This window comes from Streptomyces cinerochromogenes (assembly GCF_014648635.1).
GTDB lineage: Bacteria > Actinomycetota > Actinomycetes > Streptomycetales > Streptomycetaceae > Streptomyces > Streptomyces cinerochromogenes.
In genome coordinates this window covers 265,349-291,320 of record NZ_BMRM01000013.1, presented here as the reverse complement: position 1 = coordinate 291,320, position 25,972 = coordinate 265,349, and the positions used below count along the sequence as shown (strand labels likewise).

At 74.8% G+C, this 25,972-nt stretch carries 24 protein-coding genes; 13 read left to right on the top strand and 11 right to left on the bottom strand.

The genetic code is table 11. The features are described from left to right. Positions 1 to 129 precede the first annotated feature (129 nt). A complete protein-coding gene (locus IEZ20_RS25425) occupies positions 130 to 1,053 on the bottom strand; it encodes an Lrp/AsnC family transcriptional regulator (RefSeq protein ID WP_373303964.1) in 924 nt (307 codons plus the stop codon). Between IEZ20_RS25425 and IEZ20_RS39875 the strand changes: the two genes are divergently transcribed. The 6 genes from IEZ20_RS39875 to IEZ20_RS25400 all read left to right on the top strand — a co-directional run bounded on the left by IEZ20_RS39875 (position 967) and on the right by IEZ20_RS25400 (position 5,861). Continuing rightward, positions 967 to 1,224 carry a hypothetical protein gene (locus IEZ20_RS39875; RefSeq protein WP_229896261.1) on the top strand — a complete coding sequence of 86 codons (258 nt, stop codon included), beginning with the start codon at positions 967 to 969 and terminating at the stop codon, positions 1,222 to 1,224. The two genes, IEZ20_RS25425 and IEZ20_RS39875, sit on opposite strands and share 87 nt — an antisense overlap. Before the next feature lie 54 nt (positions 1,225 to 1,278). Then, positions 1,279 to 1,797: a flavin reductase family protein gene (locus IEZ20_RS25420; RefSeq protein ID WP_229896260.1), complete on the top strand. Its 519-nt coding sequence runs from the start codon at positions 1,279 to 1,281 to the stop codon at positions 1,795 to 1,797. Positions 1,798 to 2,141: 344 nt separating this feature from the next. After that, entirely contained in the window at positions 2,142 to 2,705 is a 564-nt protein-coding gene (locus IEZ20_RS25415; RefSeq protein ID WP_189302714.1) for a nucleoside 2-deoxyribosyltransferase, read from the top strand. Between the two features lie 41 nt (positions 2,706 to 2,746). Beyond that, a complete protein-coding gene (locus IEZ20_RS25410) occupies positions 2,747 to 3,709 on the top strand; it encodes a beta/alpha barrel domain-containing protein (protein WP_189302712.1) in 963 nt (320 codons plus the stop codon). After that, on the top strand, positions 3,706 to 4,551 hold the full coding sequence (locus tag IEZ20_RS25405) for a creatininase family protein (protein ID WP_189302710.1): 846 nt from the start codon (positions 3,706 to 3,708) through the stop codon (positions 4,549 to 4,551). The genes IEZ20_RS25410 and IEZ20_RS25405 overlap by 4 nt, the downstream gene beginning before the upstream one ends. Continuing rightward, complete coding sequence (locus tag IEZ20_RS25400) at positions 4,548 to 5,861, top strand: NtaA/DmoA family FMN-dependent monooxygenase (protein WP_189302708.1); 1,314 nt, start codon at positions 4,548 to 4,550, stop codon at positions 5,859 to 5,861. The genes IEZ20_RS25405 and IEZ20_RS25400 overlap by 4 nt, the downstream gene beginning before the upstream one ends. A 50-nt stretch (positions 5,862 to 5,911) precedes the next feature. Here the strand turns inward: IEZ20_RS25400 and IEZ20_RS25395 are convergent, their stop codons facing one another. Continuing rightward, positions 5,912 to 6,226 carry a winged helix-turn-helix transcriptional regulator gene (locus tag IEZ20_RS25395; RefSeq protein WP_229896259.1) on the bottom strand — a complete coding sequence of 105 codons (315 nt, stop codon included), beginning with the start codon at positions 6,224 to 6,226 and terminating at the stop codon, positions 5,912 to 5,914. A 140-nt stretch (positions 6,227 to 6,366) separates the two neighbouring features. On the opposite strand from IEZ20_RS25395, the gene IEZ20_RS25390 reads away from it, so the two are divergent. Next, positions 6,367 to 7,932, top strand: coding sequence for an MFS transporter (locus IEZ20_RS25390; protein WP_189302703.1), 1,566 nt, complete (start codon positions 6,367 to 6,369; stop codon positions 7,930 to 7,932). A 47-nt stretch (positions 7,933 to 7,979) separates the two neighbouring features. Further along, entirely contained in the window at positions 7,980 to 9,044 is a 1,065-nt protein-coding gene (locus tag IEZ20_RS25385; protein ID WP_189302701.1) for a YihY/virulence factor BrkB family protein, read from the top strand. A gap of 72 nt (positions 9,045 to 9,116) precedes the next feature. Here IEZ20_RS25385 and IEZ20_RS25380 read toward each other — a convergent pair whose 3' ends face one another. The 3 genes from IEZ20_RS25380 to IEZ20_RS25370 all read right to left on the bottom strand — a co-directional run bounded on the left by IEZ20_RS25380 (position 9,117) and on the right by IEZ20_RS25370 (position 12,959). Beyond that, a complete protein-coding gene (locus tag IEZ20_RS25380) occupies positions 9,117 to 9,866 on the bottom strand; it encodes an SDR family oxidoreductase (protein ID WP_189302698.1) in 750 nt (249 codons plus the stop codon). An 85-nt stretch (positions 9,867 to 9,951) separates the two neighbouring features. Then, a complete protein-coding gene (locus tag IEZ20_RS25375) occupies positions 9,952 to 10,611 on the bottom strand; it encodes a response regulator (protein ID WP_189302696.1) in 660 nt (219 codons plus the stop codon). Positions 10,612 to 10,616: 5 nt separating this feature from the next. Continuing rightward, positions 10,617 to 12,959: a sensor histidine kinase gene (locus IEZ20_RS25370; RefSeq protein WP_189302694.1), complete on the bottom strand. Its 2,343-nt coding sequence runs from the start codon at positions 12,957 to 12,959 to the stop codon at positions 10,617 to 10,619. A 137-nt stretch (positions 12,960 to 13,096) separates the two neighbouring features. On the opposite strand from IEZ20_RS25370, the gene IEZ20_RS25365 reads away from it, so the two are divergent. Next, on the top strand, positions 13,097 to 14,251 hold the full coding sequence (locus IEZ20_RS25365) for a CPBP family intramembrane glutamic endopeptidase (protein ID WP_189302692.1): 1,155 nt from the start codon (positions 13,097 to 13,099) through the stop codon (positions 14,249 to 14,251). A 321-nt stretch (positions 14,252 to 14,572) separates the two neighbouring features. Here the strand turns inward: IEZ20_RS25365 and IEZ20_RS25360 are convergent, their stop codons facing one another. The 3 genes from IEZ20_RS25360 to IEZ20_RS25350 form a co-directional block, all read right to left on the bottom strand. Next, positions 14,573 to 16,216: an AfsR/SARP family transcriptional regulator gene (locus IEZ20_RS25360; RefSeq protein WP_229896258.1), complete on the bottom strand. Its 1,644-nt coding sequence runs from the start codon at positions 16,214 to 16,216 to the stop codon at positions 14,573 to 14,575. A gap of 126 nt (positions 16,217 to 16,342) precedes the next feature. After that, positions 16,343 to 16,876: a chloramphenicol phosphotransferase CPT gene (gene cpt / locus IEZ20_RS25355; RefSeq protein WP_189302688.1), complete on the bottom strand. Its 534-nt coding sequence runs from the start codon at positions 16,874 to 16,876 to the stop codon at positions 16,343 to 16,345. A gap of 39 nt (positions 16,877 to 16,915) precedes the next feature. Further along, a complete protein-coding gene (locus IEZ20_RS25350; protein WP_189302686.1) occupies positions 16,916 to 19,768 on the bottom strand; it encodes an AfsR/SARP family transcriptional regulator in 2,853 nt (950 codons plus the stop codon). 258 nt (positions 19,769 to 20,026) lie between these two features. Here IEZ20_RS25350 and IEZ20_RS25345 point away from each other — a divergent pair, with 258 nt between their 5' ends. Continuing rightward, positions 20,027 to 20,923, top strand: coding sequence for an NAD(P)-dependent oxidoreductase (locus IEZ20_RS25345; protein WP_189302684.1), 897 nt, complete (start codon positions 20,027 to 20,029; stop codon positions 20,921 to 20,923). A 16-nt stretch (positions 20,924 to 20,939) separates the two neighbouring features. Here IEZ20_RS25345 and IEZ20_RS25340 read toward each other — a convergent pair whose 3' ends face one another. Then, positions 20,940 to 21,695 carry a hypothetical protein gene (locus IEZ20_RS25340; protein ID WP_229896257.1) on the bottom strand — a complete coding sequence of 252 codons (756 nt, stop codon included), beginning with the start codon at positions 21,693 to 21,695 and terminating at the stop codon, positions 20,940 to 20,942. 185 nt (positions 21,696 to 21,880) lie between these two features. Here IEZ20_RS25340 and IEZ20_RS25335 point away from each other — a divergent pair, with 185 nt between their 5' ends. Then, positions 21,881 to 22,636 carry a VCBS repeat-containing protein gene (locus IEZ20_RS25335; RefSeq protein WP_189302682.1) on the top strand — a complete coding sequence of 252 codons (756 nt, stop codon included), beginning with the start codon at positions 21,881 to 21,883 and terminating at the stop codon, positions 22,634 to 22,636. 30 nt (positions 22,637 to 22,666) lie between these two features. Here IEZ20_RS25335 and IEZ20_RS25330 read toward each other — a convergent pair whose 3' ends face one another. Further along, the gene (locus tag IEZ20_RS25330; RefSeq protein ID WP_189302680.1) at positions 22,667 to 23,323 is read right to left on the bottom strand and encodes a maleylpyruvate isomerase N-terminal domain-containing protein; all 657 of its coding nucleotides are present in this window, start codon (positions 23,321 to 23,323) and stop codon (positions 22,667 to 22,669) included. A 217-nt stretch (positions 23,324 to 23,540) separates the two neighbouring features. Further along, entirely contained in the window at positions 23,541 to 24,650 is a 1,110-nt protein-coding gene (locus IEZ20_RS25325) for a pyridoxal-phosphate dependent enzyme (protein WP_229896256.1), read from the bottom strand. A gap of 172 nt (positions 24,651 to 24,822) precedes the next feature. Here IEZ20_RS25325 and IEZ20_RS25320 point away from each other — a divergent pair, with 172 nt between their 5' ends. Next, entirely contained in the window at positions 24,823 to 25,290 is a 468-nt protein-coding gene (locus tag IEZ20_RS25320; RefSeq protein ID WP_229896255.1) for a hypothetical protein, read from the top strand. Between the two features lie 116 nt (positions 25,291 to 25,406). Beyond that, the gene (locus tag IEZ20_RS25315) at positions 25,407 to 25,850 is read left to right on the top strand and encodes an ester cyclase (RefSeq protein ID WP_189302678.1); all 444 of its coding nucleotides are present in this window, start codon (positions 25,407 to 25,409) and stop codon (positions 25,848 to 25,850) included. Positions 25,851 to 25,972 lie beyond the last annotated feature (122 nt).

The following is a 25,972-nucleotide window of genomic DNA, read 5'->3' as shown; positions in this document are numbered from 1 at the left end:
CGGTCAGACCCTTGCCGAGCGAGGAGGCGACACCCCCGGTGACGAAGATGTGCTTGGTGGGTCCGGGCGGACCGGGGCGGACAGCGGCGGGCGGCGTGGCCAAGAGGGGGCTCCCGTGGTCGCGGTGAGTCAGGTGGAGGCCTGGCGGAGCGGGGTGTCCGGGCCGGGGCCGGGGCTGTAGGCGCGGGTGATGACCGCGGTGTCCAGGTCGGTGACGTCCCCGGCCGGACCGAGGACGTCGACGAGGAAGCCGTAGACGTCCTTCTCGTGCGGGAGGCAGACCTCCGCCAGGAGGGCGTACGGTCCCGTGACGGCCGTGCAGCAGTGCACGTCCCGGTGCGCGGCCAGGGCCGTGCCCACCTTCTCCAGGCCCGCGGGGCGGACCTTGAGGCGCAGCAGGATGCGGGCCGGCCGGCCCAGCAGGGCGGGGTCCACCGCGGTGCGCAGGCGCAGCACCCGCCGTTCCAGCAGCGAGGCGAGCCGCCGGCCGGCCGTGGCCGTGGAGAAGCCCAGTTCCCTGGCCAGCTCGGTGAGGGAGACCCGGGCGTTGTGCCGCAGCAGGCCGGCCACCCGTTCGTCGGTGGGTGTGGGCTCGTAGCGGTCCGCGGGTACGGGCAGGGGCTGGACCAGGCTGGCCCGCAAGAGCCTCTCCTCCTCGTCGGTGAGCACCGGGGCGTGCCACTCGGCCGCCGTCTTGAAGGGGCGCAGTGTGAGGCACATGTCGAGCACCTCCGCGTCGGGGAGGCCCGGGACCCCTTCCGCCAGGGCGTGCAGGAGCGGCCGGTCCGGAATCGCCAGCTCGCACCACAGCAGGCCCGGCGCACCGCTCACTGCGGCGACGTTAAGCGCATCGACGCGCCGCGCCAACGTGTCACCAACGGCTTCCAGACAACCGGGTCGGGCCTTCAGACGCAGCCAGGCCGAGTGGCCCGGCGCACTGCGCAGCCGCTCGTACTCCGCTGTGAAGTGGACGATCTCCAGATTCAGCAGCCGCTGGAGGCGACGGGCCACGGAGCGTTCGTGCTCGCCCAGAATGCGGCCGACCTCTGCCACCCCGGCCCGCGGATTGATCTGGAGAGCAGCGATGATTCGATGGTCAACTGCATCGAGGATGTCGGAATCATTCATCGGGACCTCATGATGGCAGGATCTTTATCAAAAAGAATAGGGCAGTTGTCGCAACCGATCACTTGGGTCAGACTGTCGCATCGTCACCAACCGTGACGCGTGGTGAGCTTCTTGTACCCGTACAGGCCGATCAGGCCGAGAGGACAGAGCTTGTTAGGCGAGAGCACCTCCGCAGCAGTCGACAACCCGGTCACCTCCGGTCAGTTCCGCTCCGTGCTGGGGCACTTCTGTACCGGCGTCACCGTGATCACCGGCATGGGAGCCGAGACGCCGATGGGCTTCACCTGCCAGGCGTTCTCCTCCCTGTCACTCGACCCGCCACGCGTCGTGCTGTGCGTCAGCCGCACCTCGGCCAGCTGGCCGGCGATCAGCGACAGCGGCTTCTTCTGCGTCAACGTGCTGGCGCAGCAGCAGCGGACGCTCAGCGACCGGTTCGCGCGGTCCGGCGGCGACAAGTTCCACGGGGTGGACTGGGATCTCTCACCCGACGGCTCGCCCCGGCTCGCCGGCGCCGCCGCGTGGATCGACTGCCGGGTGCACGCCGAACACGACGGCGGGGACCACCTCGTGGTCATCGGCGACGTCCGCCGGCTCGTCGCCCCGGCGGAGGCCCGGCCGCCGCTGCTCTACCACCTCGGCCGGTACGCACGGCTCGACGCCACCCCCTGACGCCTCCCCGCCCCCCGTCCCCCGTCCCCCGTCCCCCGTCCCCCGTCCCCACGGAATCACCCACCGATCCGGGCCGTTCGGCAACGCCACGGTCCCTGTGTCCCCCGAGGGTCGGCGGGGTCCCCCGAGGGCCGGCGGGCAGCGCGGGCCCCGCGCTGCCCCGATCCTCCCGGGTGCCGCCGTATCCCGTGCACCCGTATCCGTGCACTCGTGCCCTGTGCACTCGTACCCGTGCACCCGTATCCCTGTCCCCGTATCCCCGGCCGGGCCCGCCCGCAGGCTGCCCGGCCGTGACCAGCCCTGCTGCCCGCAGGGCCTTCCTTCCCTGAAGAGGAGCACCGCACATGGCGGAGAACATCATCGTCGACGCGCCCGAGCCGGCGGACGGCGTCCTGAGCGGCCTCGACGTGTTCGTGGGCGGCCCCATCCAGCACGCCATCCTGAGCACCGGGTTCGTCGGGGGGTTACAGGACGCCATCACCACGGCCATCGGCACCGTCACCGAGCACGGTGCCACCGTCTTCTCGGCGCACGTCGTGGAGAAGTTCGGGGAGCAGACCGCGGCCTTCACCCCGGAGCAGGTGTCGGTGCGCGACTTCCGCTGGATGAGGAAGTGCGACGTCTTCGTCCCCGTGCTGCCGCTGCTGGACGACGGCACGCTGCGCCGCACCGACGGCACCCACGTCGAGCTGGGCTGGGCCACGGCGCTCGGCCGCCCCATCGTGATGATCACCAAGCAGCCGTTCGCCGAGTCCGCGAGCCACCTGCTGAAGGGCCTGCACCGGGTGGGTGCCGTCCAGGTCATCGACTACGACGACTTCACCCAGAAGCCCGCCCTCCTGGTCGACGCCGTCCTCGCGGCCACCGAACGCCAGCGCGAGGCGATCGTCGCCGGCCTCGTCGCCTGACCGACCAGCGCCCCGCAGCCATCCGCCGGACGGAGTGAGAAGTGCCCGACTTGGCCGTACTGGGCCTGCCGATCGCCAACCCCGTGATCGTGGGATCCGGGTTGCTGACCGACCAGGAACGCAACATCCGCAGACTGATCGAGAAGGGAGCCGGTGCCGTCGTCACCAAGACCATCCACCCCAGCCCGCCGACCGGGCTGGACGAGCGCATCCTGCGGCTGCCCGTCGGCATGCTGAACAGCACCACGTACTCCAAACGCAGCGTCAACCACTGGCTGGGCGTGCTGCGTTCGTTCGCCGACGACGGCCTGCCCGTCATCGCCTCCGTGCACGCCGACACCCCCGCCGAACTCGCCGCGCTCGCCGCGGATGTCGAGGCCACCGGGTGCCGGGCGCTGGAGCTGGGCATCTCCTGCCTCAACGAGGAGGACGGCCTGGACGACGACAACCCCGACCGGGTCTACGCCTACACCGCCGAGACACGCGGCCGTACCAGCCTGCCGATCGCCGTGAAGCTGGCCATCGGCGAGGGCCTGCACGACCGGGTCCGCGCGGCCATCGCCGGCGGCGCGGACGCCGTCACCCTCAGCGACACCATCGCCGGAGCCGCCGTGTCACCGGAGACCGGCACCCTCGAACTGGGCGGTGTCTTCGGCTACTCGGGCGCCGGCCTCAAACCCCTGGTGCTGGCCGCGATCTGGCAGCTGCGCCGGCGCGGCTTCGACCTGCCGATCCTCGCCAGCGGCGGCGTCGGGAGCGGCCGGGACGTGGCCGACTACCTCGCCGTGGGCGCGAACGCCGCCCAGGTCTACACCGCCCTGCACACCGACATGTACGACACCCTGCAACGCATCCTCGCCGAGACCCGGGACCTCGTGGGCCCCGGGGGCCGCGCGGCGGACCCGACGGCGACGGGCCAGGCACCGGCGGACGCGACCGCGAGGGGCCAGGCACCGGCGGACCCGGCGTCGCCGGAACCCGCACCGCAGGGGGCGACGGCATGAGGGACGACCGTACCGCCCCGCGCCGGCTGACCGATCTGACCAGCACCCAGGTCACCGACGCCGTACGCGGCCGGACGGTGGTGTGGCCCATCGGGGCCGTGGAGCAGCACGGCCCCCACCTGCCGCTCTCCGTCGACCTGCTCCTCGCCGAGGCCTTCGCCGACGGCATCGCCCGCGAACTGGACGCCTTCACCCTGCCCGCGCAGGCCGTCGGCGCCCGCTCGCTCCCGCAGAGCGGCGGCGGCCTCCACTTCCCCGGCACCGTGCATCTCACCGGCGGCACCCTGATCGACCTCCTGCGGGAGACGCTCACCTCCCTGCTCCGGCTGCCCATGGCCCGCCTCGTCGTGGTCAACGGCCACTACGAGAACGAGCCGTTCCTCTTCGAGGCGCTGGACCAGGTGCGTCAGCAGGGCCTGCTGGACACCACCGAGGTGTTCGCGTTCAGCTGGTGGAGCCTGGTGCGGGAGACCTGGACCGACGCCGAGATCGCCGAGTTCCCCGGCTGGCACGCCGAGCACGCCGGCGTCACCGAGACCAGCCTGATGCTCCACCTGCACCCGGACCTCGTCACCCCTGAGCGCCCCGACCACGACCGCCCGCCCCGGGCCGGCGTGTACCTGCACCCGGTCGACGTCGACCAGATCAGCAACCGCGGCATCCTGTCCTCGACGTCGGGATCCAGTGCCGCGCTGGGCGAGAAGCTCCTGCGCCATGTCCTCGACGAGGCCGTCACGCTGGTGCGCGAGGGCGAGGGACTCCTCTTCGCGCAGACCCGCCCCGACCGCCGCCCCCCGACCGGCAACAGCCGCTCCGCCCAGCCCGGAGGAAAGCACCCGTGACCCGGAAGTTCCACCTCGCCTTCATCTTCAACTTCACCCCCGACGACTGGCAGGGCCCCTTCGGCACCGGCGGCTCCCCCTGGGACGGACGGTTCCACACCGAGGTCGCCCAGGCCCTCGAACGCGCCTGTTTCGACTACGTGATCGTCGAGGACAAGCTGATGGTCCCGGAGAGCTACGGCGGCTCCTCCGAGGCCGCCCTCAAGCAGGCCATGGTCGTCCCCAAGCACGACCCCGTGCCGCTCGCCGTGGCCATGGGCCTGGCCACCACCCGCCTCGGCGTCGTGGCCACGCTGTCCACCCTGGCCTACCCGCCGTTCATGACCGCCCGCCTCTCCTCCACCATGGACAGCATGCTGGGCGGCCGGTTCGGCTGGAACATCGTCACCAGCGCCGAGGACCTGGCCGCGCAGAACTTCGGCCTGGACAAGCTGCCGCCCCGGGACGTCCGCTACGAGATGGCCGACGAGTACGTGGACGTCGTCAAGGAGCTGTTCGACTCCTGGGACCCGGACGCGGTCGTCCTGGACCGGGAGAACGGCGTCTACGCCGACCACACCAAGGTCCGGCCCATCCACTTCCGCGGCAAGTACTTCAGCGTGCGCGGCCCCCTCAACACGGTCCCCTCGCCCCAGCACCGGCCGGCGTTCGTGCAGGCCGGAGCCTCACCGCGGGGCCGGGCGTTCGCCGCGCGCAACGCCGACTCCATCATCGCCATCGCCAGCGGCCCCGAGAGCATGAAGGAGTTCCGCGACGACGTACGGCGCCGGGCCGCGGAGAACGGGCGCGATCCGGACTCCGTCAAGGTGCTGTTCTGCGTCACGCCGACCCTCGGCGAGACCGAGCAGGACGCCCGCGACAAGCAGGCCCGCATGGTCTCCTCGCCGCAGTTCATCCAGGACATCCTGGCCCAGGTGTCGGCCCTCACCGAGATCGACTTCGCCCGGTTCGACCTCGACGAGCCGCTGCCGGAGAAGCTGACCACCAACGGCGAGCAGGGCACCCTCGACAAGTTCCAGCAGTGGGGGAGCGGCAAGACCCTGCGCGAACTCGTCATCGACGGGGCCGGAGGCCTGGTGTCCTCCGTGGACCTGGTCGGCACCCCGGACCAGGTCGCCGAGCGGATGGGCGAGGTGATGGAGGAGGTCGGCGGCGACGGATTCATGATCACCACACCGCTGCTCCGGCTCAACCGGCGCTACATCGCCGAGGTCACCGACGGACTCGTCCCGGCGCTCCAGCGGCGCGGACTGACCCGCACTGCCTACACCCCGGGCAACACCCTCCGGCAGAACCTCGCGGAGTTCTGACCGGCACGGCCGGAAGGCCGTCCGGTCGGGGAGTCGTCCGGTTCCCGCCCTCACTCCGCGGGCCGGGAACCGGACGGCACCGCGCCGCGCACCCGCTCGCGGTACCAGTGCCCCCACTTGTCCAGCTCGGCGGTGATGGCGTCCAGGCTGTGGCCCACGTCGGTGAGCGCGTACTCCACCCGCGGCGGCACCTCCCGGTACACCGTCCGCGACACCAGCCCGTCCTCCTCCAACTCGCGCAACTGGCGGGTCAGCATGCGCTGGGTGACGCCGGGCAACGCGCGCCGCAGTTCACCGAACCGATGGGTACCGGCCACCAGCTGCTTGAGGATGGCCAGTTTCCAGCGGCCCCCCAGAATCTCCATCGCGAACTCGACGGCGCACTGATCCGGTGAATCCTCGACCTTCGAACGCACCGCTGACCTCCATCGGTATACAGCGTGGCACTAGGCCACAGAAAAGACCGTACTTGCAGCCGGAGTCAGTACCTCCAGAAACTGAGGATATGTCACACAAGGAAGCCCCGGCGGTTCCGCGTACGGACGACGGGACGGCGGAGCCGGACGAGGCGGCCCGTGTCCACGCACGGCGCTGGCTGGTCCTGGCCGTGGTCTCGGGCAGTCTGCTGCTGTGCGGGACCGACCTCACCGTTCTGCATGTCGCCGTACCCCGCATGAGCCGCGAACTGGAGCCCTCCCCGGCCCAGTTGCTGTGGATCGTCGACGTCTACTCCCTCACCCTCGCCGCGCTGCTGGTGACCTGCGGCACGCTCGGCGACCGGATCGGCCGGCGCCGGATGGTGCTCAGCGGCTTCTTCACCTTCGGCCTCGCCTCCACGGCGTGCGCCTTCTCCACGACCACCGCACAGCTGATCGCGGCGCGTGCCGCGCTCGGCGTCGGTGCGGCCATGATCATGGCGTCCACGGTGGCGATCATCCGGGTCGTCTTCACCGACGACCGGGAACGGGCCGTCGCCATCGGCATCTGGACCGCCGCCCACAGCGTCGGCGCGACCATCGGCCCCCTCGTCGGCGGGATCGTCACCGAGACCTGGGGCTGGGGCGCGGTCTTCCTGATCAACGTCCCCGTCATCGTCGTCATCCTGGCCGTCGGCGCCAAGGTCATCCCCGAGTCCCGCAACCCGCTCCCGCGCCGCTGGGACGTCGCCAGCGTCGCGCTCTCCGTCACCGGCCTGGCCGGCGTGGTCTACGCCCTCAAGCAGGCCGGCGAACACGCGGGCGTCGACGGCGTCATCCTCACCACCGCCGTCGCCGGCACCGCCCTGCTGTACGTCTTCGTCCGCCGCCAGCGCCGCATCCCCGAACCCCTGCTGGACTTCTCCCTGTTCCGCGAACGCCGGTTCACCACCGCGACCCTGTGCGTGATCGGCTGCTTCGGCAGTTACGTCGCCCTGTTGTTCTTCCTCACCCAGTGGCTCCAGCAGGTCGGCGGGTACTCCCCGCTGCACGCCGGACTCGCCCTGATGCCGCTGGCCGGCGCCAACGCCGTCGGCGCCGTGACGGCACCGTGGGCCGCGAACCGCTGGGGCAACCGCTGGTCGCTCACCGCCGCTCTCGCCCTGTTCGCCGCCGCCATGGCCGTCATCGCCCTCACCGGCGACACCGGCCGCTACGGCGCCCTGCTGGTACCGCTGCTCTGCGCGGGATACGGCGCCGGCATCGTGATGACCCTCGGCGCGGACTCCATCATGAGCGCGGCCCAGCCGGAGCGGTCCGGCGAGGCCGCCGCCATCCAGGAGACCTCCTTCGAACTCGGCTCCGGCCTCGGCGTCGCCGTGCTCGGGACCGTACTGACCGCCGCCTACCGCACCGGCCTGCCCTCCGTCCCCGGACTCGGCGGCGGGGACCGGGCCACCGCCGAGAAGTCCTTCGCGGCGATGGAGGACCTGGCCCCGCACCTGCCCGCCCGCACCGCCGACGCCCTGCGGGAGGCCGGCCGGCACGCCTACGACCGCGGATTCACCGCCGTGACCGCCATCGCCGCCGCCGGCCTCGCCGGTACCGCGCTGCTCGCGGCCCTGATGCTGCGCCCCCGCCGGACCGGGGACTGAACCGCACACCGGGGCTTGAAGCCGCCCGGCGGGGATACCCGGCCGGTATGGCGAAGCTGCACGTACCCCGGCTGCACCACCGGCAGGCCGCCGACGAGACCCCGGAGCCGCACATCCCGGACCCGGACGAGGCCGGTCCCGCCCCGGACGTCGAGCGGCGCGCACCGGACACCCCGGCGAAACTGCCCCGGCGGGCGTGGGCCGCGGTGTTCCGGGGCGCCCTGCACGAGTTCCGGGACGACGAACTGACCGACCGGGCCGCGGCGCTCACCTACTACGCCGTCCTGTCCCTGTTCCCCGCCCTGCTGGTCCTGGTCTCCCTGCTGGCCGTCGCCGGCCGCTCGGCCACCGACCGGGTGCTGGCCAACCTGCGGAACCTCGCGCCCGGCCCCGCCCGGGACATCATCACCCGGGCCGTGGAGCAACTGCGCAACGGCGCCGGCGTCGGCTCGGTCGTGGCCCTCGTCGGCCTCGTGCTCGCCGTGTGGTCGGCGTCCGGCTACGTGGCCGCGTTCATGCGCGCCGCCAACGCCGTCTACGACATGCCCGAGGGCCGCCCGGTGTGGAAGATCCTGCCGGTACGGGTCGGCGTCACCGTCGTGCTGATGGTCCTCGCCGTGGCGAGCGCGCTGATCGTGGTCTTCACCGGCGGTCTGGCCCGCCGCGCCGGGCAGGCCATCGGGCTCGGCGACACCGCTCTGACCGCCTGGTCGATCGCCAAGTGGCCGGTGCTGGTCCTGCTCGTCACCGTGATGATCGCCATCCTGTACTGGGCGACCCCGAACGCCAAGGTCAAAGGCTTCCGGTGGGTCACCCCGGGCAGCGTCCTCGCCCTGCTGATCTGGATGGCCGCCTCCGCCGGCTTCGCGTTCTACGTCGCCAACTTCGCCTCGTACAACAAGACCTACGGCACCATGGCCGGCGTCATCGTCTTCCTGGTCTGGCTGTGGATCACCAACCTGGCCATCCTGCTGGGCCTGGAGTTCGACGCGGAGGCCGTACGGCAACGGGCCATCGCCGGCGGCCACCCGCCCCAGGCCGAGCCCTACACCCAGCCCCGCGACACCAGGAAGTGGGACGAGGAGGACCTGCGCCGCCTGGACGAACCCTGACGGGCCCGCCGCGCGGATCCTCCCCGGCCCGTCACGCGGAGTACCCGCCCTCGACCGGGTACTCCGCGCCCCTCACGCGCCGTACCCGCCGTCCACCGAGAACTCCGCGCCCGTCACGTACGCGGCCTCCGGCCCCGCGAGGAACGCCACCGTGGAGGCCACCTCCTCGGCCGTGCCGTAGCGGCCCAGCGCGGTCATGGCCGCCTGGTCCGACGCGTACGGGCCGTCCGCGGGGTTCATGTCGGTGTCGGTCGGTCCCGGATGCACGACGTTCGCCGTGATGCCGCGCCCGGCCAGCTCCCGCGCCAGGGCCTTCGTCAGGCCGACGACGGCCGACTTGCTCATCGCGTACAGCGTGGCCCCCGGCCCCGGCACCCGCGCGGCGACACAGCTGCCCACGGTGATGATCCGGCCGCCGGATCCCATGAGCGCGGCGGCGGCCTGGGCGGCCAGGAACACGCCGCGCACGTTCACCGCGAGCAGCCGGTCGACGTCGGCGAGGGACAGGCTCTCCAGCGGCGCCATCACCCCCATGGCCGCGTTGCCCACCAGCACGTCCAGCCCGCCCAGTTCCTCCGCCGCGCGCCGTACCGCGCCCGCCGCCTCCGCCGCGTCCGCGGAGTCCGCGCGCAGGGCCACCGCCCGCCGCCCCATCGCCTCGATGTCCCGTACGACGTCGTCGGCCGCGTCCTTGCCGTGCACATAGGTCACGGCCACGTCCGCGCCCTCCCGCGCCAGCCGCCGTGCCGTCGCCGCGCCGATGCCCCGGCTGCCGCCGGTGACCAGTGCCGTCCTGCCCCGCAGTTCCGTTCGTGACTTCATGCCCCCATCCCAGCCGAGGGCCGGGGGGAACACCGGCGGGCAACGGACATCGAGCTCGACCGGCCCGGTGCGGGCCGGTACGCGGTCAGCCGCGCGGGACACCGCCCGGGCTGATCAGACCGGTCTCGTAGGCGAGGATCGTGGCCTGGACCCGGTCGCGCAGCCCGAGCTTGGACAGCAGGGCGTTCACATGGCTCTTGACCGTGCCCGTGGTGACGCCGAGTTCGGCGCCGATCTCGGCGTTGGTCAGCCCGGAGGCGATCTTCAGCAGGACCTCGCGTTCCCGCTGCGTGAGCCGGCCGAGGGGGCCGGCGGCCGGGGACGGGGGCGGGGCACCGCGGGCGAAGGTGTCGATGAGGCGGCGGGTCACGGCGGGCGCCAGGATGCCGTCGCCGGCCGCGACCACCCGGATCGCGGACAGCAGCTCCTCGGGCCGGGCGTCCTTCAGCAGGAACCCGGACGCCCCGGCGCGCAGCGCCTCGTACACGTACTCGTCCAGGTCGAACGTGGTGAGTACCAGCACCCGCGGCCCGTCGGCCGGCGTGGTGATCAGCCGGGTCGCGGTGAGGCCGTCCATGCCCGGCATCCGGATGTCCATCAGGACGACGTCGGGCTTCTCCTCGGCGGCGAGCGACACCGCCGTCGCCCCGTCGCCGGCCTCGGCCACCACGGTCAGATCGGGCTCGGCGGCCACGATGGCGGCGAATCCGGCCCGGACCACGGCCTGGTCGTCCACGACGATCACGCGTACTACGGGGACACCTCCTGGACGGGGGCCGGAACGACTCCGACCGGCAACGACACCCGTAGGGTACCGGCCGGTTCGCACAGGATCCGCCCCTCACCCGCGGCGACCTGCACCCGCAGGCGCTCGGCGACCGGGCCCGCGACGGCGAGCCGGACCCCCGTCACCGTGATCCGCAGGGTGCCGCGCCGCCGCCGCAGGGTCACCCGGGCCGGCCCCAGGTCGCCCGCGCCGAGCGCCGCCTCGACGATCCGGTACACCGAGACCTGGACGGACGGCGGCAGTTCCCGGGCGGCCTCCACGAGTCCCCGCACCCGCACGTCACGGTCGGCGGACCGCAACGCGCCGCACAGCGCGTCCAGGTCGGCGACGGCCGGCGACGGAGCGAGCCGGCCGCCGGGCCCCCCACCGCCGCCCGCGGAACCGCCCAGGCCGTGCAGCATCTCCCGCATCGCCGCCAGCGCCGCCCTGGCCGTGTCCGCCACCTCCGCCAGGTCACCCCGCCGGGCGGCGGCGACCAGCGCCCGCGTGTGCTCCAGCACGGCGTCGCGCAACGTGGCCGCCAGCCGCTGCCGTTCGGCCTCCGCGGCCCGGTCCGCCTGCCACATCGAGGCGGCGAAAGCGAAGTCGTCGTACGCCAGGGCACGCAGCCGGCGCCGCCGCACGAACAGACCGGCCCCCCACACTGCGGTGAACACCGGTGCCAGCGGGACGGACAGCAGGAAGGCCAGCAGGACGGCGCCGCCCGGACCCACCGGCTCATCCCCCACCGAACCGTCCGCGCAGGACATCGCCGTCACGGCACAGGCCGTCACGAGCGTCGCCGCGGCGGGCGCCGGCCAGGTGCGCCCGGGCCCCTGCCCGTACCCGGCGACCGCGTACACCGCCAGCGTCTCCACGAGCGTCCCCAGGACGAGGAACTCCGTGACCCGGGACGGCACATGGCAGGCGACGACGGCCGCCGGCCCCAGCGAGGCCGTGGCGAGCACCGCGCCGAGGACGGTCCACGGAGCCCGTCTGCGCCACAGCAGGGGCAGCGCGTGCAGCACCAGCAGTCCGCAGACGAGCAGCAGCGCCGGCAGCGCGGCACGCCGGGCGGCGGCCGACCAGTCCTCCGTGAGCGCCAGCGCGAACGAGACGGGCAGGATCATCGCGGCCAGCGCCAGCGCGGGGTCGGCGAGCCGCTGCTCGCGCAGCACGTCACGCCGCCGGCCCGGCTCGTGCGACCCCGGTTCGGCGCCGTCGGGGAGCGTCGCGCGCACCCGCCAGCCGCCCTCCCGGGTGGGCTCGGCGGTCAGTTCGCCTCCGGCCGCGGCGGCCCGCTCCCGCATCCCGGTCAGGCCGTGCCCCGCGCCCAGACCCCCGGCAGCCTGCGACGCGGTGCGCGGCGGCGCGTTCTCCACGGTCAGTTCGAGCAGACCGTCCGCCCGCCGGACGATCACCCGGCAGGCGGCGCCCGGGGCGTACCGCAGCGCGTTGGTGAGGGCCTCGCGGACGATGCCGTGGATCGCCTCGGCCGAGGGGCCGGCCAGGCCGGCGGGGATCCGCGCGGTGACCGGGCGGCCCAGCCGGCCGAAACCGGCGACCAGTTCCTCGATCCGACCGCTCATCGGCCCGTGGCCGGGCCGGTCGGTGTCCCGCAGCAGCCCCACCAGCCGCTGCAGCGCCGTCAGGGTCTCGGTGCCGGTGCGCTCCGCGAACGACAGCGCCTCCGCGGCCAGATCGGGCCTGCTGTCCTGGAGCCGGTGCGCGGCGTCGACGGTCACCACGACCGAGGTGAGGTGGTGGGCGCTCACATCGTGCAGCTCGCGGGCCAGCCGCCGGCGCTCCTGGTCGCCCGCCAGCCGACGGGTGTGCTCCGCCCCGGCCAGCCGCCGGGCCGCGGTGAGCCGGCCGGTGAGCCACTGCCGCCGTGCCTCGCCGAACCCCGCGCACAGCAGGTACACACCGAGTGCGATCGCCATGTCGGACAGCACCGCGGCCCGCGACTCCCACAGCACGGCGGCCAGCACCCACTCGACACCCACCCCGGCGGCCACGGCCCGCACCGTCACCGGCACGGGGCAGCGGACGGCGACGGAGTACAGGGCGATCAGCGGGCCGAGGGCCAGGTAGCCGTCCGGCCAGGCGAGCGAGCCCAGCACCGCGGCACCCAGGGTCCAGGCCAGCGCCCGTACCGGGGCGGTGCGGCGCCACCCCAGCGCGGCCGTCTCCAGGGTCAGCGCGGCCACCACGCCGAACAGGGCCGGGGCACCGGGCGGGCTGTCGGGGCCCACCCCGGGCCACATGAGGGCGCCCTGCCCGGTCGCGAGCAGCAGGGGCAGCAGCCAGTTGCGTAGCGTCTCCATCTCGCCGACGAGCGTAGAGGCCGCCCCGTGCGGCCGGCACCGGACCTGAGGGGGAGGCCCGTCCCCACCCGGAGATAGAGACGCCGTTCGTGCCCCGGGCCGATGGCGGGCCCGCGTGCCTTTGGCAGTCTTGCGGCATGACACAGCCACAGCTCGCCGAGCAGCTCCCGTACCACCGCCTGGCCAGGCTCTCCCCGCGCTACGGCTGGTGGCGTCCCCTGCTGGGGACCCTGGTCGTGGCGGTGACCTACGTGGTCGCGCTGGTCGCCCTCATGGTCCTGACCACGGTCCTGGGCCTGGCCATGGGATACCGGGAAGACGCCGACGGCTGGCCGGAGTTCGGCCCCGTGTCGGGCACCGCCCTCGACCTGCTCTCGATCGCGGTGGGCATACCCGTCGTGCTGCTGACGGTCCGCTGGATCGGCAAGCGCCCGGCCGGCACGGTCTCCTCCGTGACCGGGCGGCTGAGGTGGCGCTGGCTGCTGCTGTGCGTGCTGACCGCCGTACCGGTCCTGGGCCTGTCGATGGCCGGTGTGTTCCTGCTGCCCGCGGACGGCGGGCCGGAGAGCCAGTGGGTGGGGTGGCCGGCCTTCGCGCGGGCCCTCGCCATGCTGGTGCTGCTCGTGCCGGTGCAGGCCGCCGCCGAGGAGTACGTGTTCCGCGGCTGGCTGACGCAGACCGCCGGTGCGTTCCTGCGCTCCCCGTGGGCCGCGATCCTGCCCCAGGCCGTCCTGTTCGCCGCCGCGCACGGCCTCGGCACTCCCTGGGGCTTCGCCGACCTGGTGGTGTTCGCGCTGGCCGCGGGCTGGCTGACCTGGCGGACGGGCGGACTCGAGGCGTCCATCGCCCTGCACACGGTCAACAACCTCTTCTCCTTCGGCGTCGCGGCCGCCGTCGTGGGCGGACTCGACAGCGACGAGACCGCCGCCGACGCCGGCTGGCAGCTGGTCGCGCTCGACGTGCCGGCCATCGCGCTGTACACGGCGGCCGTGGCGTGGTGGCTGCGCCGCCGCCGGCTGGAACGCACGGCCCCGGCCCCGCAGCCCGTGCCGCAGCCGCCCGGCTTCGTCATGGCGTACCCGTACGTCAGCGCGACACCGTCCGCCTGGCCGGCCCACCCGGCAGCCACCATCCCCACGACGCCGCCGTGGGCGGGTCAGCCGGGGGTGGGTGCGGCTGGTGGCTCGCCGTGGGCGGGTCAGTCCGGTGCGGCCTCGGCCGTTCCGGCGCCGGGTACGGCCTCCCCGCCCGCCTCGCCGGGTGCCCCGGAAGACGGCGCGGAGCGCACCTGAGCCCGGGGCGGGCCGGGTCAGGCGGTGTGCAGGGCCGCGTGCGGGGCGCGGACGGCCATGATGACGGCGGCCTCGGCGGCGTGGGTGCCCCCGCAGGGGGATCCCGCCGGCGCAGCGGGTGCTGTTCCACCCGGTCACGGAGGGCGGGCCGGCGGTCGCCGCCGCGAACTCGGCCGCCCCGGGCGCCCGCACGGGTTCACCGGTGCCACGGCATCGGACATCGCATCTCCGGGCACGGGGCATGTGCCCGGCCGCGCACCGTCGGTGTGTCTACAGTGCACGGATTCGCCCGGTGCCGCACTCGGGGCACCCGGCCCGCCGTCACCCGGTGCGGCCGAAGGGCTCCGCCTCCTGGACGGGGTCGGCCAGCTCGGCTGCCAGCGCGCCCAGCGGGAACTCCCTGCGGCTCACGGCGCGCGCGGCGACGAGGGCCAGGGCCAGGGGCAGCCGGCCGCACCGCTGGACGATCTCCTCGACGGCCCCGGGCTCCGCCGCCACCCGCGCGGCCCCGATCCGCCGCGCCAGCAGAGCACGGGCGTCCACGGCGGTGGGCAGGTCCAGGGGGAGTGCACGGACGTCTGCGGTGGGCGGGGGGTTCTGGGGCGGCGGCCGGGTGCCCGTCGGCAGGGGTGTGGCCGGAGGGCCCGTCCGTGGAAGCAGCGGGTCCGTCTGTGGCACCGAGGGGTCCGTCGGCGGAAGCAGGGGGGAGCGGCTGGTGATCAGGGTCAGGCAGCCGGGGGCCGCCGGGAGCAGGGGGAGGAGCCGGCCCGCGCAGACGGCGTCGTCGAGGAGGACGAGGGCGCGGCGGTCCGACAGCACCTCGCGGTAGCGCGCGGCGAGGGCGGGCACCCCCGTCGGCATGGTCCGCGCGGGCACGCCGAGCGCGGCGAGCAGTCGGCGCAGGGCCTCGGCGGGCTCCAGGGCGGCCCGGCGGGCGGCCGATCCGCCCAGCTGGAGGTGGAGCCGGCCGTCCGGGAAGCGGTCGGCGGCCCGGTGCGCCCAGTGGACGGCGAGGGCCGTCTTGCCGATGCCGGCCGGACCGCTGATCAGCACTGCCCGCGTCGAGGCCTCCTCGGCCAGGGCGTCCAGCTCGGCCAGCTCGGCCTCGCGGCCGGCGAAGACCGGGAGACCCGGCGGCAGTTGGTCGGGCCGCACGAAGGGACGTACGGGCTCGGCCGGCGCCGCCGGGACCCGTCGCCGGGCGGGCCGTACCTGCTGCCGCAGGACCCGGGCGTGGGCCGCGGCCAGTTCGGCACCGGGGGCGACGCCCAGCCGCGCGGCGAGGCCGGCGCGCGCGGCCTCGTAGGCGGCCAGCGCCTCCGCCTGGAGCCCGCAGGCGGCCAGGGCCAGCACCAGCCGGGCCAGCAGCGGCTCGGCCAACGGGTCCGTCGCGGCGGCTCTGCGCAGGCTCGGCAGCACCTGGTCCGCGCGGCCGCACAGCAGCGCGGCGTCCGCGGCCATCTGCGCGGTGCGGACGACCTCCCGGTCCACGGCGGCGAACCGCGGGTGCGCGCGCACCGGTTCGGGCAGGCAGGCCGCCACGGGCCCGCGCCACAGGCGCAGCGCGCCGGTGAAGTGCCGTACCGCCTGCTCGGGGCAGCCGGTGGCGGCGGCCCGCATGCCCCGCCGGGTCAGCGCGCGGAACCGCAGCACGTCGACCTCGTCGGTCTCCGCCTCCAGCAGGTAGCCGCCGGTACGGCCGAGGAGGCGCCGCCCGGGCGCACGGGGCGCCAGCCCGGGTTCCAGCAGCCTGCGCAGCGCACCCACGTGCCGGCGTACCGCGTTCGGGGCGCCGGCGGGCGCCGGTCCGGGCCACAGGACGTCGATGATCCCGCTCATCCCCACGGCCCGGCCCGGCCGCAGCAGGAGCAGCCCGAGCAGGGCCCGCGCCTGCGGGAACCCGAGCCCCAGCTCGGTCCCGCCGCGCAGCACCCGCAACGGCCCGAGCACCTCGAACCGCAGCACGTCACCGCGTCCGTCTCCGCGCCCGGCGCCGCTCCTGTCACCGCGCCCTGCGCCGCGCCCGGCCCCGCGGCCGTCTCCGCGTCCTTCGTCAACCCCGGCCGGCACCCGCATCCCCGCTTCCTTCCGTCAGTCGACGCGGGCCGCGATGGTGCGCGCACACACCAGGGACTCGGTGCGGGTGGTGTCCACCTCCAGGTCGTACGACACCCCTTCGTGCACCAGGCCGGCCTGCGCCACCGCCATGCCCCGCGTCCGGTCCCCCCGGGCGATCTCCCGTGCCGCGGCGACCTCGGCGTCGCACCGGACGCCGACCCACAGCACGGCCAGCCCGGACAGGGCCTTCCGCCACCGCTCCTGGGAGGCCGCGCCGCCGAGGAAGACGTCGTCCACGACGACCCGGGCGCCCGCACGGGCCGTCGCCGCGACGCCCTCCATCCAGGCCGCCTCCAGCGCCCGGAAGTCCGCCCCGACGTGCACCCCGCCGTCCGCGGCGAACTCGATCCCGCCGTCCGCCCCGTGCAGCGCCGGCGGCAGCGCGTCCACGAACGCGTCGATTCCGAACGCCAGCCAGGGGTCGGGCAGTACGGCCTGCAGGCACCGCACGATCCCTGACTTGCCCGCGCTGGAACCACCGTTGAGAAGGATCACCTGAGTCGTCACCGGGCCACACTACGAACCCGCGAGGCCGGCGGACCACCCTCATCCCGTATCGGGCTGCTCCTCCGCTCCGCCGAGCCGCTCCCGGACCCGGTCCGCGTCCGGATGCCCGAGCGCCGTCAGCAGCGCGAGGGCCCGCTCCCAGGCGGCCCGCGCCCCCTCCCGGTCACCGGTCGCCAGGTGGGTGTCGCCCATGCGCGTGAGCGTGTCGGCCTCCGGGTACGGTGCCCCGAGCGCCCGGTACAGCGTGAGCGCGTTGCGGTAGCCGAGCAGGGCGTGCGGATGCCGGCCGAGGCGGTGGTAGGCGTAGGCGATGCTGTCCCAGGTGGCGGCCTGGCCGTACCGGTCGCCCAGGTCCTGGAGCAGGGTCAGCGCCTCGAAGCAGTGCGCGAGCGCGGGCCGGTACTCGCCGAGCAGCGCGTGGTACCAGCCGACCGAGTTGAGGGCGCTGGCCTGCGCGGGCCGGGATCCGATGGTGCGGTACAGGTCCAGGGCGAGCCGGTTGTGCCGCAGCGCCCCCGGCAGGTCGCCCTCCTGCTCGCACAGCCAGCCCAGACTGCGGTGGGTGCCGGCCAGCCCGAGGACGTCGGAGGCGGCGGTGAACAGGGCCCGCGCCCGGTCGAGACGGCCCCGGCTGTCGTCGAGCAGCCCCAGTCTGCCCTCGGCCCGGGCGACGCCGCGCAGGGCGCGGGCCTCCAGCGCGGGGTCGGCGAGCCGCCGTGCGGCGCCGAGCGCGACGCGCTGGGCGGCCAGCCCGTCGTGCCAGTGGCCGCGCCGCTCGAAGTACGGCTCCAGGGCCCAGGCCAGCAGGCACGCCCACCGGTCGTGGCCGGAGGCGGCCGCCGTCTGGACGAGGGCCGGCAGGGCCGGGTGCTCGGCGGTGAGCCAGTCCAGGGCCGCGGTGTCGTCGGCGAACGGAACGGCCTGCCGGCCCGGCGGTTCGGGCGTCGGCCCGGGGGCGTCCCCGGCGGGGTCGAGCAGGGTCCCGGCGGCGTGGGCGGTGTGCGCGTAGTGCCCGAGGAGCCGGTCGAGGGCCTCCTGCTGTTCGGTCTCGGTGTGGTGCTCGGCGAGCAGGTCGCCGGCGTGGGCGCGGAGCAGGTCGTGGAAGCCGTAGCGGCCGGGCGCCGGCTCGGTGAGGAGGTGGACGCCGGCGAGTTCGGCGAGCAGCGAGCGCGCCGGGCGCCGGGGCAGCCCGGCGAGCGCGGCGGCCGTGGCCGCGTCCACGTCCGGGCCCGGGTGCAGGGCGAGCAGCCGGAAGAGCCGGGCGGCGGCCGGGGACACGGCCCGGGTGGACCAGGAGAAGACCGTGGAGACGTCGACCGGGGTGCCGGGCCGGGCGAACGCGTCGAGGCCGCCGGGCGCCTCCCGCAGCTCGGCGGCCACGGCCGCCAGCGGAACCTGCGGGCGCAGCGCGGCACGGGCGGCCACACAGGCCAGGGCCAGCGGCAGTCCGGCACACCGGGCGACGATCTCGTCCACCGCCCGCGGCTCCGAGGCGATCCGCGCGGCGCCCAGCCGCGCGGCGAGCAGCTCCCGCGCCTGGTCCGCGTCGAACGGCCGCAGGGTCAGCGAGCGGGCGCCGTGCGCGGCCAGCAGGCCGGTGAGTTCGTCCCGGCTGGTGACGACGGCGAGGCAGCCGGGCGTGCCGGGCAGCAGCGGCCGTACCTGCTCGGCGTCCCGGGCGTTGTCCAGCAGCACGAGCACCCGCCGCCCCGCCAGCACGCTGCGGTACAGCGCGGACTGTGCGGCCAGGCCCCGCGGGACGTGCTCGGGCGGCACCCCGAGCGCGTGCAGGAAACCGCGGACCGCCTCACCGGGGTCGGTGGCCGATCCGGAGGGGGCGAAGCCGCGCAGGTCGACGTAGAGCTGCCCGTCGGGGTACCGGTCGGCGACCCGGTGGGCCCAGTGCACCGCGAGGGTGGTCTTGCCCACGCCGGCCATCCCGCCGAGCGCGGAGATCAGCACCGTCCCGGCGGGCTCCGCGGCGTCGGCGAGCGGGTCGAGCAGCTCGGCCAGCTCGGCCTGCCGGCCGGTGAACGCGGCCAGGTCGTGCGGTAGTTGGGCCGGTACGACGGGACGCACGGCGAGGGGCTCCGTGGACGGAGTCGGCGCCGGGCCGTCGTCCCGCGGGTCCCCGAGTGCCGTCCGGTGGGCCTCGTGCAGTTCGGGCCCGGGGTCGATGCCGAGTTCCTCGGCGAGGCCGCGGCAGGCGTTCCGGTAGGTGGCGAGCGCCTCGGCCCGCCGCCCGGTGGCCGCGAGGGCCAGGACCAGCCGGGCCAGCAGGGGCTCGTCCAGCGGATGCGCGGCGGCGGCCTCCCGCAGCCGCGCCAGCACCGCGCCCGGCACGCCCGCGTGCAGCGCCGCGTCGGCCGCCTCCCGCAGCGCTGCGAGCCGCTCGCGCTCCAGCCCGTCGGCACCGAGCCGGGCCCGTACGTCCGGTGCGAGCCCGGCGGCGACGGGTCCCGGCCACAGCGTCAGCGCCTGTGTGAGGAGGTCGACGGCCCGCCCGGCCGCGCCCTCGGCGACGGCCCGTCGGGCCTCCTTCCGCAGCTCCCGGAACCGTACGAGGTCCACCTCGTCCCCGTCGGTGACCAGCCGGTAGCCGCCCGCTCCGCGCACCAGCCGGCGTCCCGCCGCCCGCGCGGGCAGTCCCGGCTCCAGCAGCCGCCGCAGCGAACCGACATGGCGGCGGACCACGTTGAGGGCGGTGGGCGGCGGGCCCGGTCCCCACAGCACGTCGACGATCTCGGGTACGGGGACGGGCTGGCCCGCCCGGAGCAGCAGCAGGGCCAGCAGCGTCCGGGCCTGGGGGCCGCCGGCATCCAGTTCGTCCGCCCCGCGCCAGACCCGCACGGGTCCCAGCACAGCGAACCGCACCGAACTCCCCTGTGGCATCCCGCCCCTCCCGCTCTCCCTCTCCCGCCACCGACTGTACGGGTTCACGGACGTACGACAGGAGCGGTGCGGCCGCGACCGGCGGGGGCGGCACGCCGGGGGAGGGGCTCGGCGCGCCGCGCGCCCGGCTGGTGGAAGATCTCTCCGTGGCCGCCGCGGGCCCCCGCGTCAGTCCCCCCGCATCAGCCACCCACGCCAGTCCCCTGCATCCGTCCCCTGCACCAGTTCCCGATCAAGTCCCGTCAGGAAGTTGAGGTCATGACCGACACACTCACCGTGAGCGTCCTGGGCACCGGCATCATGGGCGCCGCGATGGCCCGCAGTCTCCGGCGGGCCGGACACACCGTCCGCGCCTGGAACCGCACCCGCGCCAAGGCCGAACCGCTCGCCGCCGACGGCGTCCATGTCGCGGGCACGCCCGCCGAGGCGGTGGAGGGCGCCGACGTGGTCCTGACCATGCTCCACGACGGCCCGGTCACCCTGGACGTCATGCGCGAGGCCGCCCCCGGCCTGCGCTCCGGCACCGCCTGGGCGCAGGCCGGCACCGCGGGTGTGGAGGCCCTCGGCGACCTGGCCGCGTTCGCCCGCGAGCACGGCCTGGTCTTCTTCGACGCGCCGGTGCTGGGCACCCGCGAGCCCGCCGAGGCCGGCCGGCTGCTCGTCATCGCCGCCGGTCCCGGCGACCACCGCTCCGCCGTGACCCCGGTGTTCGACGCGGTCGGCACCCGTACCGTGTGGACCGGTGAGGACGGGGCGGCCGGTACCGCGACCCGGCTGAAGCTGGTCGCCAACAGCTGGGTCCTCGCGGCCACCGCCGCGACCGGCGAGGTGCTGGCCCTGGCCAAGGCGCTCGGCGTGGACCCGCAGGGCTTCTTCGACGCGATCGAGGGCGGCCCGCTGGACATGGGATACCTGCGGGCCAAGTCGAAGCTCATCCTCGAAGACCGGCTGTCCCCGGCGCAGTTCGCGGTGGCCACGGCCGTCAAGGACGCCCGGCTCATCGTCCGGGCGGGCGAGGAGCACGGCGTGCGTCTGGACGTGGCCGCCGCGAGCGCCGCACGACTCGAGCGCGCCGCCGCACAGGGCCATGCCGACGAGGACATGGCCGCGGCCTACTTCGCCAGCTTCGACACCGACGACCGGCCGCCGGCCTGAGCTAGGCCCCGAACCGTCAGGCGGAGGTGTGCGGTCCTCCCGTCGTCTCCGCCGGCGACTGCCCTGCCGATTCCGATTCCGATCCCGGTTCCGCTGCCGATGGCGCCGCCGGTTCCCCCGCCGCTTCCCCCGGCACGGTGTAGAAGACGGACGAGCCCTGCTTGGTGCGCTGGGCGCCGTTCCTGGCCACGAGGTTCTCCAGAGTGGTGCGTACGACCTTGGTCTGGATGCCGCGTTCGGGGTGCGCCCGGACCAGCGCCTCGGCGACCTCGGCGGCGGAGCGCGGTTCCCTCTGCTCCGTCAGGTGCCGGCGGACGAGTTCCACCAGCGTGGGCTGAGCCGGCTGGGAAACCGCGTTCCGGACAGCCGCCTTCCGGGCCGCCGGCTTCCTCACCGCCGTCTTCTTCGTCTCCGCCCTCTTCGTCTCCGCCCTCTTCGTCTCCGGCTTCTTCGTCTCCGGCTTCTTCGCCTCTGCCTTCTTCGCAGCTGTCTTCTTCACCGCCGGCTTTCTGGCGTCGGCGCGCCGCGTGCCGCCGCTCCTCTTCCGGGGGGAGGGGACGACCACCCCGCCGGCCGGCGCGGTGATGCCGAGGGCCTGCCGCATGCTGAGCAGGATGGCGTGGTCGTGCTGCAGGGTGGTCAACTGTTCCTGCAGGGCGGCGATCTCCGCCGTGATGCGCTCCTGCTCCTTGAGGTTGCTTTCGAGGTCGTTGGTCACCTGGCTGACGTACTGAGAGGTCAGCTCGGTGACGGGCCCAGCGCTTTCCGGCATCTTTCCCTCCGCTCCTGACGGTGCGACACCAGGATGATACGGGCGGGTCAACCCGTTTTCACCGTTGGCGCAGTCACCGGCAGGGTGAGCGTAGCCGGGCGGAGGCCCTGCGCGTGAGGTCGTCGCGGCCCCGGAAGCCGACTGCCTCCTGATGCCGATGGCGCACCCGGCTACGATCCCTGCCCATGGCCGCGCCCGGACCCGGCGGACCTCCCCGGTCCCGACCCCTCACCCGTACCGCCTCCCTGACGGCGGCGGGTCTGCTGCTGCTCGCCGGGGGCGAGGACGCGCTGGGCGAACCTCCGCCGCGGCCGACCGCACCGCCCGCCGTCACCGCGTGTCTGACCACGTCCGGGGAACTGATCGCCGACGTCGACAACGACGGCCGGCCGGACCGGATCACCGACCCGTCCCACCGCGGCGCCCTGCTGGCCGTCACCTTCGCCCTCGGCTCGCCGCACGAAGTGACCGTCTCCGCACGGGGGTTGGCCGACCGCCCCGGGCGCCGGCAGGAGTACGTGCGCGCCGCCGTGGCGGACTTCGACCGGGACGGCTGGAGCGATCTGGTCGTCGTGGCCGGCAAGGAGCAGGGCGGCGACGACCCGGTCCCGCCCCGCGTGGCCGAGCTGAGGTTCGGCCCCTTCTCCCGCACCGGCCGCAGCCGGCGGACCGTCCGGCTCGACCTCGGTGCCACGAAGGACATCGCCGTGGCCGACTACGACCACGACCGCCACCCCGACCTGGCGGCGTACACCTACGCCGGCGACGGCGTCTACGAGACCCAGGCCCGCCTCGGCGACCCGCACACCGGCCTCGCCCCCGACACCCGCGCCTACACCACGGACGCCCCGGGCACGGGCTACGACCCCCCGGCCACCCTCTCCGGCTCCGGCCTCACACCGTTCTACCCGGCGTGCGGGGCACGGCGGCCGGCCGGATGACACCGTACCGGTGGACCCGGCGGCGGGCGTTCACCCGAGGACGAGCGGGAGTCTCGCGGCCAGTTCGCCCAGTTCGGCCCGCTCGGTGCCGGTCGGGGTGCGGCGGCCCGTGCCGATGCGCAGGGCGTCCTGGTCGGACCACGAGGCGGGGAAGGGTGCTCCGGCGATCTCCTCCAGCAGGGCGCGGGCCCCGGCGAGGCCCTCGGCGGGCGGTTCCGGCGCGCCGGGGAGGCGGGCGGTCAGGTCCAGGTGGTGCAGGGTCCACTCCAGGACGTACGCGGAGAGGTAGTCGCCCACGGTGAGGACCATGTCCTGGGTGCTCACCCGCTGTCCCGGGTCGGCCAGCTCCGCCGCCCGCCCGGCGGCCGAACCGACGTCGTCCAGATGGAACTTCAGCAGCTTCGGGTCCTGGTAGGCGGCGGCCAGCCGGACGGTCAGCGCGTCCAGCGGGTCGTCACCGGACGGCGGTGTCCCGGTGACGTTCCAGTACGTCGCCGCGTTGCGGGTCGGCTCCGCAGCGGCCGGTGTCACGAGGGTGATCAGCACGTCCTGGGCGTCGATGACCAGATGGCACACGAGGTCCCGGACCAGCCAGCCGGTACAGCCCGACGGCCGCGCGAAGTCCTCGTCGCGGAGTCCGGCGACCGCCGCGCGCAGGGCCGTCCACGAGCGCGAGAAGAGATCCACGGCCGCAAACTAGCAGCGCCCCGCCGGTCCTTCGAGCCGTTTCCCCCGGCTCGGGACGACCGCCGCACTCCTCCTCAGGAGGCCGCGAGGGCGACGCCGAAGCCGATGAGCACGGCACCGGTGGCCCCGTCGGGGGCCCGGCGGACGCGTGGCCGTGGCGGCGGGGGAAGAGGTGCACCCCGGCGGTGTCCTTCGAGGTGTCCGGTGAGCGGGGTGTTCAGCGGATGGGCGTGGGGGAGTGCGGGTTGGCGGCGGTGCCCTCGGTGCTCAGCAGGACGACCACCGAGCCGGGGCCGAGCCCCAGCAGGTCCCGGCGCTCCCCGGCACCGTCGCCGCCGAGGGCCGCGCGGACCCCGGCGAGCGCGGCCGCACCGCAGGGTCCCGAGGAGACGCCCAGCCCGGCGAGGTCCGCCGCCGCACGGGTGCTGTCGGCGTCGGTGACGGCGACAGCGGCGTCCAGCCCGGCGCGCAGCACGGGCCAGGCCGTACGGGACAGTGTCCCGCAGTTCAGCCCGGCCATGACGGTCTCGCCGGTGGTGACACCGACCGCGGCGCCCCGGGTGAGGCTCGCCAGGAGGCAGGCGGCGGACTCCGGTTCGACCGCCAGCAGGGCCGTGGCCGCTGTCGCCGTACGGCTGCGGTAGTGGGTGACGACGGCCTGCGCCAGCGACCCGACCCCCACCGGGACGGCCACCAGCCCCGGCGCGGCGGCACCGGCGGCCGCCAGCTGCTCGTCGATCTCGGCGCACAGGGTGGAGTAGCCCTGGACGATCCAGCCGGGGACCGTCTCGTACCCCTCCCACGCGGTGTCCTGCACCAGCACCGTGTCCGGTGCCCCGGCCGCCTCGTCCGCCCGGCGCACGGCCTCCTCGTACGGGCCCATGACCCGGGTCACCGCCGCGCCCTCGGCCGCGATGGCCGCCACGGCGTCCGGATGGACCCCGCGAGGGACGAAGACGAGCGCGCGCAGGCCGTGCAGCCGGGCCAGCCGGGCCACGGCCCGGCCGTGGTTGCCGTCCGTGGCGCAGACCAGGGTGACCGGCCCCCGCGCAGGCGCCGCCAGGAGCAGGTGCACCGCCCACGACGCACCCAGCACCTTGAACGCGGGCAGACCCAGGCGCGCCGACTCGTCCTTGAGGAAGACGCGGCCCACCCCCAACTCGTCCGCCAGCCCGGGAAGTTCCCTCAGCGGGGTCGGGGCGTGACCGGGCAGGGAGGCGTGGAACTCCCGCACCTCCGCGGGGGCCGGCGCGCAGCGCCAGGAGCGGGCGGCCGGCCGTACGAACCACGGCGGCGCCCCGGTGGACGACACGGTCTTCTCTCGCACCCCCTCAGCCTGCCGCGCCCCCCTCTCCTCGGTCCAGCGGATGTCTCCGACCTGTGTTCGTCAGGAAAGCCGGTGACTCGGGCCCGGGCCGTGCCGCGAGGCCGTGCGCCGGGCGGCGTCCGGGCTGGCATGATGGCCGTCATGAACGTCATGACCGACGACCGAAAGGCCGATGCCGCGTAAGCGGCCCGGCGCGCTGCGCTCCCGACAGCCCTCCCGTGCCCCACGGGACCTCCCGACCCGGCGGATCCACGGCCTCTCCCCGCGGACCAGCCGCGCGATCGAGCACGTGGAGCGGCTCTCCGACGACTACTACCTCTACCCCGGCGCCACCGCCCGCGCCCTGCGCCGGTACCGGGCGTTCCTCGGTCCGCCCGGACGCCGCCCCCTGTATCCGCGGCTCTCGGGGTGCGACTGCCGGGGCTGCTCCTTCGACGACGTACGGCATGCCCGTGACGTGCTGGAGGAGGTTCTGCGGCAGCTGCCGCCCCGCCCCCGTGCCGAACTGAGGCGCCGGGTGCGGGTGCTGGACGCCGCGTACGCGGCACGCACCCTGCCGGACCCGTTCGCCGGCCGGCGCCAGTGGCACGCGCACCTGTGGTGGCGGCGCCGGCTGGAGGACGGATGCGAGGGAGGGTGAAGAGGGGCGGGGCCGTCGGGGGCCATGTCACATCCTGGCGCGCCGTCCCGTCGTAGGAGGTGAGGGAACGACAACGGACCCGAGGCCCATGCCTCACGCCCACAGGGGAGGAACGCATGCCGACAGCGCAGGCGGAACGCAACAAGGCGACGTTCGGTCGTCTGCACGACGCCGTCAACAGCGGCGACCTGGAGACCGTTTGGAAGACCATCGACGAGACGGTCGCGCCGGACCTGCGGTTCCACGCGCCGGTACCGATGGGCATGACGGGGGTGCAGGCGCTCAAACAGGTGTGGGAGGTGCTGCTGCGCGCGTTCCCCGACCTGCGCGTCACGACGGAGGACACCGTCGCCGAAGGGGACAGGCTCGTCCTCCGCAACACGGTCACCGGCACCCACCTGGGCGAGTACCGGGGCCTGCCGCCCACCGGGAAGCCCGTCCGGTACGGCGAGATCTTCATCGTCCGTTTCGCGGAGGACCGCGTCGCCGAGATCTGGGGTGTGGTGGACGTCCTGGCCCAGCTGCGGCAGCTGGGCGTGGCGCCGGACCTCCCGTCCTGACACCTTCCCCGGCCGGTACGCCGCCCGGTCCGCGGTCCGCGTTCATGTCCATGAACTCTGCTCATGTGGGTGTACAGGGTCGGTGCTGCTGTGCCAAGCTCAGCCGACTTCTCTTGTCCGAG